13 protein-coding genes and 1 tRNA gene are annotated in these 15,681 nt (G+C 57.4%); 13 read left to right on the top strand and 1 reads right to left on the bottom strand.

The genetic code is table 11. The features are described from left to right. Positions 1 to 620: 620 nt before the first annotated feature. Positions 621 to 696: transfer RNA gene (locus JNL86_06100), tRNA-Thr, on the bottom strand. A gap of 301 nt (positions 697 to 997) precedes the next feature. On the opposite strand from JNL86_06100, the gene JNL86_06095 reads away from it, so the two are divergent. The 13 genes from JNL86_06095 to JNL86_06035 all read left to right on the top strand — a co-directional run bounded on the left by JNL86_06095 (position 998) and on the right by JNL86_06035 (position 15,007). Next, positions 998 to 2,413, top strand: coding sequence for a sigma-54-dependent Fis family transcriptional regulator (locus JNL86_06095; protein ID MBL8042475.1), 1,416 nt, complete (start codon positions 998 to 1,000; stop codon positions 2,411 to 2,413). A gap of 272 nt (positions 2,414 to 2,685) precedes the next feature. Then, positions 2,686 to 4,767, top strand: coding sequence for a tetratricopeptide repeat protein (locus JNL86_06090; GenBank protein MBL8042474.1), 2,082 nt, complete (start codon positions 2,686 to 2,688; stop codon positions 4,765 to 4,767). Further along, positions 4,764 to 6,053, top strand: coding sequence for a PAS domain S-box protein (locus JNL86_06085; protein MBL8042473.1), 1,290 nt, complete (start codon positions 4,764 to 4,766; stop codon positions 6,051 to 6,053). The genes JNL86_06090 and JNL86_06085 overlap by 4 nt, the downstream gene beginning before the upstream one ends. Continuing rightward, positions 6,050 to 7,468 carry a sigma-54-dependent Fis family transcriptional regulator gene (locus JNL86_06080; protein ID MBL8042472.1) on the top strand — a complete coding sequence of 473 codons (1,419 nt, stop codon included), beginning with the start codon at positions 6,050 to 6,052 and terminating at the stop codon, positions 7,466 to 7,468. The genes JNL86_06085 and JNL86_06080 overlap by 4 nt, the downstream gene beginning before the upstream one ends. Before the next feature lie 169 nt (positions 7,469 to 7,637). Then, a complete protein-coding gene (gene flgB / locus JNL86_06075; GenBank protein MBL8042471.1) occupies positions 7,638 to 8,045 on the top strand; it encodes a flagellar basal body rod protein FlgB in 408 nt (135 codons plus the stop codon). A gap of 61 nt (positions 8,046 to 8,106) precedes the next feature. Then, positions 8,107 to 8,556, top strand: coding sequence for a flagellar basal body rod protein FlgC (gene flgC / locus JNL86_06070; protein ID MBL8042470.1), 450 nt, complete (start codon positions 8,107 to 8,109; stop codon positions 8,554 to 8,556). Positions 8,557 to 8,558: 2 nt separating this feature from the next. Further along, the gene (gene fliE, locus JNL86_06065) at positions 8,559 to 8,861 is read left to right on the top strand and encodes a flagellar hook-basal body complex protein FliE (GenBank protein MBL8042469.1); all 303 of its coding nucleotides are present in this window, start codon (positions 8,559 to 8,561) and stop codon (positions 8,859 to 8,861) included. 106 nt (positions 8,862 to 8,967) lie between these two features. Beyond that, positions 8,968 to 10,527 (top strand): flagellar M-ring protein FliF, encoded by a 1,560-nt coding sequence (gene fliF / locus JNL86_06060; GenBank protein MBL8042468.1) that lies wholly within the window; start codon positions 8,968 to 8,970, stop codon positions 10,525 to 10,527. 11 nt (positions 10,528 to 10,538) lie between these two features. Then, positions 10,539 to 11,534, top strand: coding sequence for a flagellar motor switch protein FliG (fliG, locus tag JNL86_06055; GenBank protein MBL8042467.1), 996 nt, complete (start codon positions 10,539 to 10,541; stop codon positions 11,532 to 11,534). Further along, positions 11,535 to 12,584, top strand: a complete 1,050-nt coding sequence (locus JNL86_06050; GenBank protein ID MBL8042466.1) for a response regulator — start codon at positions 11,535 to 11,537, stop codon at positions 12,582 to 12,584. Next, complete coding sequence (locus tag JNL86_06045) at positions 12,568 to 13,881, top strand: FliI/YscN family ATPase (GenBank protein MBL8042465.1); 1,314 nt, start codon at positions 12,568 to 12,570, stop codon at positions 13,879 to 13,881. Before JNL86_06050 ends, JNL86_06045 begins: the two co-directional genes overlap by 17 nt. Next, positions 13,878 to 14,318 (top strand): flagellar FliJ family protein, encoded by a 441-nt coding sequence (locus tag JNL86_06040; GenBank protein ID MBL8042464.1) that lies wholly within the window; start codon positions 13,878 to 13,880, stop codon positions 14,316 to 14,318. The genes JNL86_06045 and JNL86_06040 overlap by 4 nt, the downstream gene beginning before the upstream one ends. Next, entirely contained in the window at positions 14,315 to 15,007 is a 693-nt protein-coding gene (locus tag JNL86_06035) for a hypothetical protein (protein MBL8042463.1), read from the top strand. The genes JNL86_06040 and JNL86_06035 overlap by 4 nt, the downstream gene beginning before the upstream one ends. Positions 15,008 to 15,681 lie beyond the last annotated feature (674 nt).

Genomic DNA, 15,681 nt, shown 5'->3' with positions numbered 1-15,681 from the left:
TTTCCCCGGCAAACATGACGGAACAATCTACTGATACTCGTTGGCTATATCGATTTTTCATCGCGCCTCCTTTGTCTCTCACTGGGACCAGCACGGGTGAGTTGAGTCGCTCTTGTTCTCAACTATATGCTGAGGTTGGTGGGAGGCCTAGTCCTCAGAATAGGTAACTCTTTAGGGGGGATCGTTGTTTAGTTATCCATGCTTGATCAGAGCCCTTCTATTAGGCTCTGTAGACCTGGGGAACCGGTTGAGATGTCAATTCTGCATTGATGCAAGAAGCTCATGCTTATGGGACTCTGAGGCTCTCCGGCTACGCAGAATAGCTCATAGTACGGGGGCATCGAATTGTGGAAGTGAAAATACCTACTGGTTTCAATAGTAGTGACTGCATAATACCCAAGTGCGAGCCGGAGTGCTGGAAAGGCTCGTCGCGCACCATTCTAGCAGCAGAGCTCGTCGTGTATACGGTTGCCACACTGTTGTGAAGCAACGAGGGTTTGAAGGTTCTTCAGGCGTACCTTCCGGACTAATTTGAACTACAGTGGGTAAAATTAAAGAACCGCGTGATACGAGGAGTGAGTTCGCGAGCCGCCACGTGCTTGACACGTCCGTCTGATTTGTGGAGCTGGCGAGAGGAATCGAACCCCCAACCGGCGGTTTACAAAACCGCTGCTCTGCCAATTGAGCTACGCCAGCTCACTCACTCAGATGCCAAGATGCGGGATATTTCAACAAGATGATGAGCGTGGAACCCTACAGTTCTTGTGCTGAGCTGTCAAGATGTGAGGCATTCATCACTAGTGCTCCTGAACTTCCGTCCGTTTTGTCCTGGTTCCAGTTTCCCTGCGCGGCCACTTTTACTTGAATAAAGTCTTGATTCCCAATAAGCTCAATTTGAGACGAGGAATGGTGCTGCGCCGCCGTCTGAGGGCTGAAGTGTCGGTGCAGCAATCCAGAATAGCCTGACGTCCTCGATACCCGGGGAGGAGCGCGTTGTATGAGCCAATCACACATTCTTGTGATCGATGATGACCCTGCTGTGCGCCAGCTTTTGGCGGAGACGCTGACAGATGAAGGCCATCAGGTAACTGTCATGTCCAGTGGTCTGGAAGGTGTAGAAGCGGTCAAGGACCAGCCTGTGCATGTGGTTCTAACTGATCTACAAATGCCAGGCATTGACGGACTTGAAACGATAGAACGCATTTCAAAAATCGACTCCAAAATCATTGCGATTGTGATGACCGGATACGGCACGATTGACTATGCCGTGCGCGCCATGAAGGCTGGGGCATTTGATTTCATTACCAAACCATTCGAACCCGATACCGTAGCCGTCGTGGTGCGTAAGGCGTTGGATGTATACAAGCTCAAACAGGAAAACCATCTGCTGCGAAAAGCCGTGCGGGACCAATATCGCCTTGAGCATCTGGTGGGGAGTAGCGCGCCGATGCGAATGGTGTTGGACTTTGTGGAGAAGGTCGCGGACAGCGATAGCACGGTGCTCATCGAAGGGGAAAGCGGCACTGGCAAAGAATTAATTGCTCGGATGCTGCACTTCAATAGTATGCGCCGGGAGCGTCCTTTAGTGCCGGTTAACTGCGGCGCGATTCCAGAAACGCTACTCGAGTCAGAATTGTTTGGCCATGAAAAGGGGGCATTTACCGGGGCTGCGCACACCCGCCTGGGGCGGTTTGAATTGGCTCACGGTGGCACCATCTTTTTGGACGAAGTGGGGGAAATGAGTCTCCCGCTGCAAGTGAAATTGCTGCGCGTGTTGCAAGAGCGCTGCTTCGAGCGCGTCGGTGGAACCAGGACGATCAATGTCGATGTCCGGATCATTGCCGCCACCAATCAAGACCTCGCCCTGGCTGTTCAAGAACGCCGCTTTCGGCAGGACTTGTACTATCGCCTACACGTCATTCCTATCCACATTCCTCCTTTGCGAGAGCGTCGGAGCGACATTCCGCTCTTGGTGAACCATTTCATCTCCCAATTCAATCAGTTGCGACGAACGGAAATCCTTGGCATGGAGCCTGATGCGCTGGCTCGTATGACAGAGGAGGAATGGCCGGGCAATATCCGCGAGCTTGAAAACATGGTCGAACGGTTGTGCGTGCTGAAGAAAAGGGGAATGCTGACCCTGGCCGACTTGCCGGAACGCGCTGTGAAAAATGCCGGTGGAAAGTCGGTCGAGGCGCCAGAGCAGTTCATTCGCTTCTCCGAGGACGGCATCAACTTGACGAAGGAACTAGAGCATTACGAAAACCGACTGATCGGCGAGGCCTTACGAAAAGCCAATGGCATTACCAGTCGAGCGGCACAGTTGCTTCAAGTGAACAGAACGACCCTCGTGGAAAAGCTCAAGCGGAAGGGATTCGATCCGAAGAGCCACGGCTACTCCATCCAGAATTGAGCTCACATGCTGCACGCTGCTCCAAGCACGTCATTTTTTTGACCGGTGCAAGCCGGCGCCTGTTGGGGTTTCTGACGACCCCGATTCTGGCCGTTGATCACTCTTCCTAAATCTTCAACGCGCACCGTGGTTTGCATCATTTCCCTAGGGGCACAGGACTTGCTGTTTCCGCCCCTGTGCGATTCCTATCTAACAAGCATCGACATATTCAGTGCTGCATTGCACTCGCCCTGTTTCTGAACCAACTGGTTCACGTAGGTGATATCCCCCTGTTGGCATCCACTGCCGTGCCGGCGATGCGTCAGGAACTGCCGGCCATGATGCCGGAACCGTCGGAATTGGTTCGCGGCGTCCTACCCGACCCGGGTCCCCGCTTTGAACGCCTCACCGAATTGCCGGAATGGGGCCAGTTCGAACGGGGAGTCACCATGTTCAAGCAGAGGCAGTTTGTGGAGGCACGGCTCCACTTCAACAACATGCTTCGCGATTATCCTGGCAGCCAGTTGAAATCGGCGTTTCAGGCGTTTCTCGCAGAAAGTACCTTGAAGGCGACCGATCGTGAAGCGAGGCCCTTAGAGATTATTGATCAGTACAAAACTCTGATGCGTGAAGAGCCGCATGCGACCAATGCGAAGCGGGCAGCTTGGCGAATCGGGGATGTGTACCGCATGGAAGGGTGGTACCAGGAAGCGCAAATTGCTTATCAGCATGCGCTCAGTCTGGCGGAGCGTGATTCCTATGATGCCAATCGTGCCATGCTCGGTCTCGCGTACGTTCTACGCGGATTCAAAAGCTGGAAGGAGAGCATACAAACGTTCGATCATGTGTTGAAACGCACGGTTGATCCCACGTTGTTGGTGTCCGCTTCCCTCGGACAAGCACATAGCTTCTATCGGCTTGGACGGATCAAGGAAGCCGACGCCCTCTTCGACAGTATCAACAGTCGATGGCCGGCCTCACTTCGGGCAGATCCCGTGGCCTTGCTGCGATACGCTGACACCGCAGGCGACGCCCAGCGCGGACCCGTCGTGCGAGAGCAACTCCTGCATTTCTACAATCTGTACCCGTCTCGACCAGAAAATCCCTTTGTGTTGACCCATTTGGCGGACAACTACCGAGATGCCGGACGGTGGATTGAGTCGAGCATCTTCTATGCCGCACTGCTGAGCCAATATCCGAATGCTCCGACGGCCCCAACCGCCCGTGTGAGATATGCTGATGTGTTGGAACATCTCGAGCCTGAGGGCGAAGAAGTAAATCTTCGGCATACGGTGGCTGCGCATCTGGCGAATATTCCGTTGCAGCCCGGTGAAATGATGAGCCCGCGGCAGGTGTTCGAAGAGAGCGCAAAGGAACATGAGGACTCGACGGTCGGCAGCGAAGCGTTGTTTCATCTCGGGGAGACGCTGGAACGGGCCGGTAAACCGGAAGAGGCGCTGCGAGCCTACGAACAAGTGGTGAAACGCACCGGTAAGTTCGAGAACGACCCTTGGCCGGAGAAAAGCGGAGCGCAGGTCGTCAGATTTCTCCGGCCTCGGCTCGAAGCGGCACTGAAGGCGGGTGATGATTTTGAGCTGATCAACCTGTTCCACCGGCATGGTCCGTTTGCCGACCGGCTCTATGCCGGTACGGACCTGTTGCTCAAAATTGCGGAGGCCCATCGTCGGCTGGGATTCCCCGTGGAATCGGCGAGGCTATTTCAGTCGATGATCAGGGACCCGAAGGCGGAGGCCTCTCATGAGGCGGCATTGATGGGATTGGCATACAGCTATTTGGAGCAGAAAGACATGCGCGCGGCGCGTGCCGTCTTTGAGCGGTATCGACTCCAGTTTCCCACCGGACGATCCGCTGCGGAGGCTCTGCGAGGAATTCTGACGTCGTTTGAAGGCGAAGGGAATACCGGGGCGTTGCTCAAACTCGGAAGACAATGGTTGTCACATAATCCGCGTCATCCCGACCGATGGCTCGTTCAACTGAAGATGGCTGGTGTGCTGGCACAAGCCAAGCAAGACGGGGAGGCGGCCGCACTGTACGACAGTCTGAGCAAGATGGGCGTCGAACTGCCGGCGTTTGACATGCTGCGATATGCCGATGTGCTTGCTCGGCTGCATCGAAGGGAAGCGGCCTTAGCCATGTACAAAGGAGCGGTGGTCGCTGGCTTGGAACCAGACCAAGAAGCCTGGGCGCAGGTGCAGATGGTGCAGCTGGCCCGAGGCGTAAAGCGTGACGACTTTGCCCGCAACGGACTTCGCGCACTCAGCGTCAGCCAGGACAGTTTGGTTCGCCGTCTGGCGGCGGTGCTGGAAACAGACGTGCAGGAAGCGAAGGCTGGTCAAGGAGGCAAGAAGCCATGATGCGTCAGGACACAGAGCGTCCCAACAACGATCTCCTGACCCGTGCGTTTCGGGACTTCGATCAGGCCGCCACGGTCCTGCAGCAATCCTATGACGCGTTGACGACCAGGCTTCAGCAAATGGATCTGGAGTTGGCACAGACCAACGCCAGCCTCCGGGAACATCTTCGTGAGACCGAGGAGATGCGGGCGCATGTCACGGCTGTGTTGGAGTCGTTGGATACCGGCGTGATTGTCGCCGATTCGCAGGATGTCGTGGTGCGATGTAACCACTCCGCAGAACACCTCTTGGGGGTGTCGCAGAATGAACTGCGGGGCCGCCGGGCGACTGAGGTGCTGGCAGAGATTCGAAAGGATCACGAGGAGTATCCCTTGGTGCTTCCATCAGGCGTGACGATTGCGCTGACGGAAACAGACCTGAACGATGAAGCCGGAACGTTGACCGGTACGTTGGTCTTGATCCATGACGTCACGCGCATTCGCCAGTTGGAAGATCGACTTCAGCGGCGCAACCGGCTGGAAGCCATGGGCCAAATGGTCGGCAGCATCGCGCATGAAATTCGGAACCCTCTGGGAAGTGTCGAGCTCTTCGCGTCCATGCTACGGAAGGATCTTCGAGACCAGCCGCAATTGCAGGCCTATGCCGAGCATATCTCCATGGCGGTCAAATCCATGGACCGCCTGTTATCCAACCTATTGGTCTATACGAGGCCGGATTGTTCCAAGTTGCGGTGGCACGAAACCGAGCGGCTGTTGCGGGAGGTCTTGACCCTGGCCACTCATGCCATGGCGCAGGCGGCTATCACCGTACGTTGCGAGGTGGATGCGCGTGTTCCACAACTTTGGTGTGACGGCGCAAAGATGAAACAGGTGTTGCTGAACCTCATCTTGAATGCGGTCCAGGCGATGCCGGAGGGAGGAGTCCTGACTCTCACGGCGACTGTGGTTCCAGGGCAGAGCCAGAGGGGCCCGGAGGTCCAACTCACTGTCACCGACACAGGGATTGGCATTCCGCTTGAGGTCCAGTCCCGGGTGTTTGATCCATTCTTTACTACCAAAGATGAGGGGACGGGGTTAGGGCTGGCCATCGTACACGCCTTGGTAGAGGCCCATCATGGACGGATCGATGTGGTGAGCAGTCCTGGCCGTGGCACCGCTTTTGTCATGACCTTGCCACAAGAGCCGAATCAACTGAGCGCAGGGACAGTCGCCGCCGCAACACAACTCAGGCAAGTGGACGCCGACGATCACAGTCTGACCGTAGCCGAAGAGGAGATGGCCGAATGAGCGTGCAACAGCATATGCAGGAACCTTCCCCTGCCTGCGAAGATACCCGGATGGTGTTGATTGTCGACGACGAGCCCTCCATGCGCACGGCCCTGTCAGAGACCGTCCGGCGTCTGGGATATCACGTACGGGGCGCCATCGACGGCGCCGATGCGATCGAACAGGTCGAGCGACTGAAGCCGTGGCTGGTAGTCACGGATCTGAAGATGCCACGCGTGACCGGGTTGGAACTCGTGAAGGCGATTAAACAGAAGGCGCCGCACACCTTCATCATCTTGATGACGGCGTACGGCACGGTAGAGACCGCGGTTGAAGCTATGAAGTGCGGTGCGAACGACTATATCCTCAAACCGTTTTCCACCGATCTCTTGGAGCGGGTCATCCTGAATCTCCAGGCGACTACGGCATCAGACGAGCAGGAGGCGCCGATGCCACCGGAGGCGCGTGCGATTTTAACCCAGGACCCCGGAATGATTCGCCTGCTCACGACGCTCGAGGGTGTGGCGGCGAGCCAGGCTACGGTATTAATCAGCGGGGAAAGCGGTACGGGAAAAGAGTTGCTGGCGCGCTATATCCATGCCCGAAGCCCTCGCGCCCATCGTCCCTTCGTCGCGCTCAATTGCGCCGCCTTGCCAGATAGTCTGCTGGAAAGTGAATTGTTCGGCCACGAACGGGGCGCGTTTACGGGGGCCATTCAGAAAAAATTGGGCAAATTCGAAATGGCTCATACCGGCACGCTGTTTCTGGATGAAATCAGTGAGATGAATTTGGGATTGCAAGCAAAGTTGCTGCGCGTCCTGCAGGAACGGGAGGTGGACCGCATCGGCGGACGTGAGCCGGTACCGGTGAACATTCGCGTGATCGCCACGACGAATCGCTCGCTCTATCACGAGGTGACGCAAGGACGATTTCGCGAAGATTTGTTCTATCGACTGAATGTGTTTCCGGTCACGGTGCCACCCCTGCGCGAGCGAGTAGGAGACATCCCACTGCTGGCCAGGCACTTTCTCCGCTCTTCGGCGCACCGCAACGGCCTGACCTCGCCAACGCTGTCGGATCGGGCGATTGCCGACTTGCAACAGCGTCCATGGAAAGGGAATATTCGTGAACTGGAAAATGTCATGGAACGCGCCATTTTAGTGGCGGCAGGAGGGGCGGTTGACGTCGATCATCTCATGCCTGGTGACGGAACCGTACCTGTGCGGGAATTGGAGACGGTCGAGGCGTTGGTCACGCCCTCGGCGCATGGCTCGCTCTGGGAAATGGAACGGGATCTTATCTTCAAGACTCTGGCAAAAGTGAAAGACAATCGCACTCATGCGGCGAAAGAATTAGGCATCAGTATCCGCACGTTACGTAACAAACTCCGGGAATATCGCGACATGGGTTACCAGGTGGAAGCAGAAAAATCCTAAGGGAATGTTCGGCGGTACTAGGCAAATCTTTCCCGCCTGCCGCGGTTTTTGCCGGGATCTCTTCAAGCCGGCAGAGGCAGAATGCAGTGAGGCCAAGTGTTTCATCGTGCATGTGCCACGGTACATAGATTGCACAGTAGTGGGCAGAATTTTCTAAGGGGTGCGGACCATGACCATCTTTGATCGAACCATGCAGCTGTTGGAGCGATCGCTGGACCTGCGCGGGGCTCGCCAACAGGTGATCGCCGCCAACATCGCCAATGAAGAAACGCCCAAATATCGCGCTACGGACTTGAACTTCGGGCAGGCGTTGGCGAACGCGCAGCAGGGCAAGCTCCCGATCACCCTGGTCTCGACACATCACAACCACATCGGCCCGAAGGGGAACGGCTTTCAACGGGTGACGGGGCGATTGGAAGAAGTGCCTGCCGGTGATCTGCCTCTTGACGCCAACTCCGTCAATATCGAACTGGAAATGGCCAAGATGTCGGACAATGCGCAGCAGTACAACACGGCGGCGACTCTCATCAGCATGCGCCTTCGACAGTTGTTGAGCGCGATCCGTGAGGGACGGTAATGGATGACCGTACGCGCTATGGAGCGATCCACGCAGTGGTTACAGCAGAAAGAGGTGTGACATGGATTTAACAGATAGTCTCGCGGTCTCGGTTTCTGCTCTCGATGCCCATCGGCATCGGTTGAACGTCATTGCCAGTAACCTTGCGAACGCGCAGTCCACCAAGACCAGCACCGGTGGTCCATATCGCCGCCGTGACGTGGTGTTTCAAGCCGCGCCGGTCTCGTCCGCCTTTCAGCGCGCCTTCAAGCAGGTCTCCACGGGGCCCGGCAAGCATGCGCTGGACGGCGTGAAAGTCGCGCGAGTCATCGAGGACAAGAAGCCGGGACAACAGGTGTACGACCCTCGACATCCGGATGCCGACAAGAAAGGCTTCGTCACGATGCCCAACGTGAATGTTATGGAAGAGATGGTCAATATGATCGGTGCGTCGCGCGCATATGAAGCGAACGTGCAGGCGGTCAATGCGTCTCGGACCATGTGGAATCGCGCGTTGGAGATCGGGAGGTAATCATGACTGACTTGCGGATCGCAGGCGCGAATCAGCCTCGGCCGATCGAGATCCCTGAGATCAAGGAGTCCGGGCAGGCAGGCGGGGCACAGTTCGTCAACTCCCTGCAAGAAGCCATCGGACACATCAACGATGCGCAAACGGGAGCCAGCCAAGCCGTCGATGCGCTGGTCACCGGTCAGAACACCAACATTCACCAGGCGATGGTGGCTCTGCAACAGGCCGATGCGTCATTTCAGCTCATGATGCAGGTCCGGAATAAGTTGGTGACGGCCTACGAAGAAATCCAGCGGATGCAGATTTAGCGGCAGGGTGCAACGGGGGTAGCGCGTGGTCGGCGGGCCGACTCAGCATCCCGCCAGGCACTTGTCGTCAGGTCTTGAATTGTAGGCATAAAGGACTTCGGCGCGTATGTTTTCAAAATTCAGCCATTTCACCATCAATCAGCGCCTCATCATCCTGCTCGCGCTCGCCGGTTCCATCGCCGGTCTGGTGGCGGTGACCCTCTGGACGCAGCAGCCGGACATGCAGGTGCTCTTTGCCAATCTGGCGGTCGACGACGCCTCGGGCATCATCGACAAATTGAAAGATGCGAAGGTGCCGTACGAAACAACGAACGGCGGGACCACCATCCTGGTACCGAATGCGCAGGTGCACGACCTGAGGCTTGAAATGGCTGGGCAGGGTCTCCCACACGGCGGGGGAGTCGGATATGAAATCTTCGATCGGACTACCATGGGGATGTCCGATTTCGTGCAGAAGCTGAATTATCGTCGAGCCTTGCAAGGGGAGTTGGCCAGAACGATCACGCAAATGCCGGAAGTCGAACGGGCACGGGTTCATCTGGCGATTCCGGAACGGCGCCTATTTACCACGGAGCAGGATCGTGCGCGCGCATCGGTCGTCGTGTCGTTGCGGGCCAATCAAAATCTTTCGAAGGCGCAGATCCAAGGCATTGTGCATTTGGTGTCCAGCAGCGTCGAAGGATTGCAAGCCCGTGATGTGACGGTCGTCGATGGCCACGGCAATCTCTTGTCGAATAGTTCGACCGACGAGTCAGCCGGCTTGTCCGGAACTCAAATGGAATTTCAGCGGACGCTGGAGAAGGACATCGAAACACGCATCCAAACGATGCTGGAACGTATCGTCGGCGTCAATAAAGCGGTCGTGCGTGTGTCGAGCGTGCTGGATTTCAGGAAAGTCGAGACCACCGAGGAGCGATACGACCCGAACGGTCAGGTTGTCCGGAGCGAACAACGCGGCCAGGAAAAATCGGCCGGCGTCAACGGCACCTCCGGTGGTGTGCCTGGTGTGGAATCAAACGTGCCGGGCGGAACGGAGGCCGAGGGTGGACAGAGCAGTTCGAACAGCAATCAAACGAAAAACGAGACGGTGAACTACGAGATCAGTCGCACGGTGTCCCGCATCGTGGAGCCGACTGGAACCATTAAGAAATTGTCGGTGGCGGTATTGGTAGACGGGATCTATGAAGGCGGCGCTAAGGCCGGTGAAGCCGGTGCGGAGCAGCCGAAGAAGTATGTACCGCGTTCGGAAGACGAAATGAAACGCATTGAAGAAATCGTCAAGAAAGCCATGGGTTATTCGACGGAACGTCAGGACCAGGTTGAAGTGGTCAATGTACAGTTCGGTCTCGGGGTTGAAGAACCGGCCGGCGCGGCGGTGGAAGCGGTGGCGGACTCGACGAGAGCGTGGATGCCGTATCTTCGCTATGCCGTGGGCGGTGTGTTGTTCTTCTTGATTCTCTTCATGGTCGTCCGTCCGTTGATGGCCATGTTGGTGGCGTCGGAACCGATTTCTGCCGCGGCTGAGACACCGGCCCTACCGGCCTCCGTCGGCCAGGTGGAAGCGGCCATTAGCGGGAAACAACCGGCACAGATCCTGGACATGGCCAAGAACAATCCTGCGAATACCGCGGTAGTGGTCAAGCAATGGCTCAAGAGTAACGCGTAACGGTTTCGCCCATGAATAAAGAACTCTCGGGTGCACAAAAGGCCGCCATTCTCCTCCGCGCCATCGGGGAAGAAGCCGCGGCCCAGGTCATGAAAACGCTGGATCCGAAAGATATTCGCAAACTCGGCCTGTTCATGAAAGAGACCGCGAATATCACCAAACAGGAAGAAGACAGCGTGATCGCTGAATTTGAACAGGCCAGTGCGACCGGCGAAGTCCAGTTTGAAGGCCGCGAATTTATGGAGGCCATTCTCAAAAAGGCCTTGGGGCCGGAGAAAGCCGCGCGCATGATCGAATCCCTGAACACCAAAACCTATCCGGGGATCGATGCGTTGAAATGGGTGGATGCCCGCACCGTGGCACAAATACTCAAGATCGAACATCCGCAAACCATCGCCGTGTGTCTGGGCCAGATGGAAGCGGAACAGGCCAGCGCCGTTTTGGCGCTGTTGCCGACGCATCTGCACGCAGATGTCTCCTTGCGACTGGCGACGATGCAGGAGGTGCAGCCGGAGGTATTGGCCGAACTCAGCGAAAGCCTGCAGGAAATTCTGTCGGCTTCGATGGGCATGTCCAGCATGTCGGTGGGTGGGGCCGAGTTGATGGCCGATATTCTGACGCGCGTCGACAAGAACACGGAAGGCGCCATCATGGCCAAGATCACCGAAAAGGATCAGGCCTTGGCAGATAGCATCCGAGCGCTGATGTTTGTCTTCGACGATTTGGTCGGATTGGATTCCCGCGCAATGCAGGAGCTGATGAAGGAAATCAGCAAGGAAGATCTGCCGATTGCGCTGCGAGGCGCCACACCGGAGATCAAGGAGAAATTCCTCAAGAATATGTCCAGCCGTGCGGCAGAGATGCTGAAAGAAGACATGGAAACGCGTGGTCCGGTCAAAGTGTCCGACGTCGAAAAATCCCAACAGAACATTCTCAAGGTCTGCCGCAAACTGGAAGAAGAAGGCCGGATCGTCATCGGAGGCGGTGGAAGCGAGGAGATGCTCTAGATGGGCGGTGCGGCCTTGGGCTCAAGGACGCCGGTGGCCTCTCCGGTGGAAGCAGACAAGGAGTTGTCGCCTCGTGCGGTGCTGATCGTCGACGACGAACCCGCCATCTGTCTGTTATTGGCCGAAATACTGCAGGATACCGGCCATCCGATTCTGACTGCGGGCTCCGTCGAGGAGGCCATGCAGCATGTCCGCACACGTGCGGTCGCAGTCGTGATCGTCGATGTCCAGCTAGGCGGGGCTGACGGTATTGCGCTGTTACAGCAGGCGTTGGATGTCGATAATCGCTTGATGGGCATCGTGATGACGGGCCACGGCAATATCGAACTCGCCGTTCGCGCGATGAAGTCCGGCTCGGCAGATTTTCTCACGAAGCCGTTCCAGGCGGAACTCGTAAAGGTGACCGTATCCAGGCTCCTAGAACTCTACCGGCTCAGACAAGAAAACACCGTCCTCACCCGCACACTAATTCGCTCCGGCAACATCCAATTGCGCACGATACCGCTGGCCGATTTCAGCCGTGGGAATCGGCCGTTTGGCGTCGACGATCACAGCGAATTTGAGCGGGGTTTGGCGGAAGGGGAAAAGCGGGTCACCGAGCGGGTGGCTGCGGCACGACAACGCGAACAGGCGTTGGTGGCATCGCTGGCTGCCAAGTTCGAAGAGGTCTGGCGTAGCCTCCACGAAACAGTGGAAGAAGAAGTCGCAGCGCTCTCTTTTACGATTGCCCAAAAGGTTCTGCGAGAGATTGTGGCGGAGAAACGTGATCTGATTGTCGCCCAGGTGAAGGCGGCGTTGGGCCACCTCCACGAGAGCGGCCTCGTTCGTGTCCGTGTCCACCCTTCGGATGTGCCTGCGCTGGAATCGGCACGTGCTGGGCTCAGCCAAACCCCTCACGGCCTGCTGACCCTGAAGTTTGAGACGGATCCTGCGATTAGTCCCGGCGGGTGTCTGGTCCAGGCGCAAAGTTTGTTGATCGATGCGACGCTGGATACACAGCTCTTGCGGCTGGGTGAAGCCTTGCGAGGACGGGATGCCGGTGAAGCTTAGCGAACGTCTGGAGAATATCGAACCGTTATCAGTGACGGGGCGGGTCGCCCAGGCGGTCGGTATTGTCATCGAAGCCTCAGGCCCGTTCACGTCCGTGGGGGAAGTCTGCGAGATTACCAGGGAAGGTGGCCATGGCGCGGTGATGGCCGAGGTCGTGGGATTTCGCGAAGACCGTGTCCTCTTGATGCCGTTGGGAGAAATGCAGGGCATTGGCCCGGGTAGTCGCGTGGTGATGAAGGGCCATGTCGCGTCCGTCCCGGTTGGTCCGCAGATGTTGGGACGAATCTTTGACGGACTCGGGCATCCGCTGGATGGCCAGCCGCCGGTCCGGAGCGACGTGCGTGTCCCCTTGTATGCAGCACCCTTGAACCCGTTGCATCGGGCGCGAATCACCCAACCGGTCGATCTGGGAATCAGGGCTATCAATGCGTTGCTGACCTGTGGCCAAGGACAAAAAATCGGGGTGTTTGCCGGATCCGGCGTGGGCAAAAGTGTGCTGCTGGGTATGATCAGTCGCTACACCCAGGCCGACGTGCGGGTCATCGCGTTGATTGGGGAACGGGGGCGAGAGGTCAAAGAGTTTTTGGAGCGTGACTTGACGCCGGAAGCCAGGGCCCGTTCGATCGTCGTGGTCGCCACGTCGGACCAACCGCCCCTCGTTCGGATCCGCGGCGCCTTGGTTGCCACAGCCATTGCCGAATATTTTCGTGATTGCGGGAAGCATGTCCTCCTGATGATGGACTCTCTGTCGCGATTGGCCTATAGCCAGCGGGAAGTCGGGTTGGCCATCGGAGAGCCGCCTACGACGAAAGGCTACACGCCGTCCGTGTTTGCCGTCTTACCCAAGCTGCTGGAGCGGGTTGGTCCGGCACAAAGCGGTGGCAGCATCACGGGACTCTATACCGTGCTGGTCGACGGGGACGATCTCAACGATCCCGTGGCCGATGCCGTGCGGTCTATTCTTGACGGACATATCGTGCTCTCGCGAGAGTTGGCGGCACGCAACCATTTCCCCGCGATCGACATCCTTCAAAGTACCAGCCGGGTCATGCGCGATATTGTCACGCCGGCTCACTATGCGGCTGCGCGACTCGTTCTTGAACGGACCGCGCTCTATCGGCGGTCGGAGGATTTGATCACGCTGGGGGCCTACAAGCCGGGAACCAGCAAAGAACTCGATAAGGCGGTGTCTGCGCATGAGGGAATCACGGCCTTCCTTCGTCAGGAAACCAAGCAGGCAGTTGGATTGTCGCAATCGATTGATGCCGTACTGAGCCTGGCAGGGTCTATTCAATGAACGTTGCCGTCCTTCGACAATATGCGGTCCAACTGGAAGAAGTCGCGAAGTTGGAGCTCGCCGAATTGAGTCGTGCGCTCCAGCACACCGTGGAGCGAATGTCCTTGCTTGAGGCTCGAGCCAGGACAGACGCTGATCGCTATCTCGAGCAGGTGTCCGTGGGCGGCACCGTCGATCAGGTGTTTGGGCACCTTGATGCAATGGAGCAGGCCATCGCGGCGCGCAAGCGTATGGAACAGACACTCGCAGCCCAGCAGACCCACATGGAGCAGAAGCGAAGCGAACTCCTGGAGGCGATGCAGTACCGGAAAAAGTTGGACTTGCTCGACGCCCGTGCCGCTGTGGAATTGCGTCGCCGTCGTGAACGACAAGACCAACAGTTGCTGGACGAACGCGCATGGCGACGTGGCCCACTGCAAAAGGGAGAGCGGGTATGAGAGCGATCGGTAGCAGTACGTCGTGCGTCGTATTCACCCTCACCGTGGTAGGAATGGCCTTCACCCTCGCGTTGGTCACGTGGACGCTGACCGCTGCCGCAACAGAGGAAGCTAAACCAAGCCCCGCAGTGCAAAAGGGGACTTCACAAGCGGAATCGCCCAAGACCGATGGGGCGAAACCGGATCCGACGAAAACCGATTCGGGGAAAACCGAATCGGTCAAAAAAGACGTCCAAGGGCCGGCCTTAAGTGCGCCGCGGGAAATTTTTGAGTTGTTGGAACAGCGAAAGCGCATGCTGGACAAGCGGGAAGCAACGCTCCGTGGATCAGAGACGCATCTACTGGAGATGAAAGCTGAGTTGGAGCAGATCGTGACTCGCCACGAGCAAGCGGTGGACGCGGAGAAGAAACGACAACAAGCCGCTCAATCGAAAGCGGGCAAGGACGCAGAAAAGGCCAAGCCAGCGGCGAAAGCCGCGCCGGTGGCCAACTTGAACCAAGCCCAATTAGCGAAGATCTATGAAACCATGCCTCCCGAAGAAGCCGCCGCGCGTCTTGAGCGCATGCCTGAACGAAAAGCGTTGGAAGTGTTGCGCCTCTTAAAAGGAAAGTCGGCGGGAGCCATCCTGGCCGAAGTGAAGCCTGATCGCGCCGCCCGTCTCACGGAACAGCTCTTAACGGCACCGTAACCCCTCCGTTCCTTTCGTCTTCTCCGGCAACTTTTTCCGGCCTGTCCTGCAGAAACTTCCCGCTTCGAATCCTCCGAACCTCGCTCCAACGGCAAAAACCCGCGTCAGACGACAGTTTTCGCATGTGCGGCCATTGGCATGGGCTTTGTAATAGTGTTCCATGGCAAGGCACAGGACTTCATACTCATAGGAATGTCTATGGCAACCGACGTGCAACCACTGTTCGCAGGATTTCCCACTCCGGGTCAGTCACCCGTGTCAGATGCACGTGATCGTCACCAGGCCACTCAGGCCTTTGGCCCCTCGCATGATTTTGAGTCCATGTTGGGCCGGGCGGAAGCACGTCAGGCAGCTCCGAGACATGAGGCTTCTCTGAGCGCACCTGGTCTCAAGACCGGCGCACAGTCTCGCGTACAGACCCGCCCGAAACAAGAATCGACACCCGAGCAGGCTGAACGGCCAACGGACGCGGCGCCCAAAGAGCCAGTGACGCCGAGAACGTCAGCGACAGCAGAACGCAAAGAACAGCCTTCCCAGGACGACACCCAGAACGACCAGCAGTCGCGTGAGGATCGTCGAGACGAGCGATCGACCGCGGCAAATGATGCCATGATGGTCGCGATGAATGCCCCCGTCACCTCGGCGCCGCTCCCGTCCGTTCAAGTGGCAGACTC

Source organism: Nitrospira sp. (assembly GCA_016788885.1).
GTDB lineage: Bacteria > Nitrospirota > Nitrospiria > Nitrospirales > Nitrospiraceae > Nitrospira_A.
This window is presented reverse-complemented; position numbering and strand designations above follow the sequence as displayed.

What these genes read in the sequence shown, in the direction of transcription:
- JNL86_06095 (MBL8042475.1), top strand. Translation starts at nt 998, where the DNA reads ATGAGCCAATCACACATTCTTGTGATCGATGATGACCCTGCTGTGCGC.
- JNL86_06085 (MBL8042473.1), top strand. Translation starts at nt 4,764, where the DNA reads ATGATGCGTCAGGACACAGAGCGTCCCAACAACGATCTCCTGACCCGT.
- JNL86_06080 (MBL8042472.1), top strand. Translation starts at nt 6,050, where the DNA reads ATGAGCGTGCAACAGCATATGCAGGAACCTTCCCCTGCCTGCGAAGAT.
- flgB (MBL8042471.1), top strand. Translation starts at nt 7,638, where the DNA reads ATGACCATCTTTGATCGAACCATGCAGCTGTTGGAGCGATCGCTGGAC.
- flgC (MBL8042470.1), top strand. Translation starts at nt 8,107, where the DNA reads ATGGATTTAACAGATAGTCTCGCGGTCTCGGTTTCTGCTCTCGATGCC.
- fliE (MBL8042469.1), top strand. Translation starts at nt 8,559, where the DNA reads ATGACTGACTTGCGGATCGCAGGCGCGAATCAGCCTCGGCCGATCGAG.
- fliF (MBL8042468.1), top strand. Translation starts at nt 8,968, where the DNA reads ATGTTTTCAAAATTCAGCCATTTCACCATCAATCAGCGCCTCATCATC.
- fliG (MBL8042467.1), top strand. Translation starts at nt 10,539, where the DNA reads ATGAATAAAGAACTCTCGGGTGCACAAAAGGCCGCCATTCTCCTCCGC.
- JNL86_06050 (MBL8042466.1), top strand. Translation starts at nt 11,535, where the DNA reads ATGGGCGGTGCGGCCTTGGGCTCAAGGACGCCGGTGGCCTCTCCGGTG.
- JNL86_06045 (MBL8042465.1), top strand. Translation starts at nt 12,568, where the DNA reads ATGCCGGTGAAGCTTAGCGAACGTCTGGAGAATATCGAACCGTTATCA.
- JNL86_06040 (MBL8042464.1), top strand. Translation starts at nt 13,878, where the DNA reads ATGAACGTTGCCGTCCTTCGACAATATGCGGTCCAACTGGAAGAAGTC.
- JNL86_06035 (MBL8042463.1), top strand. Translation starts at nt 14,315, where the DNA reads ATGAGAGCGATCGGTAGCAGTACGTCGTGCGTCGTATTCACCCTCACC.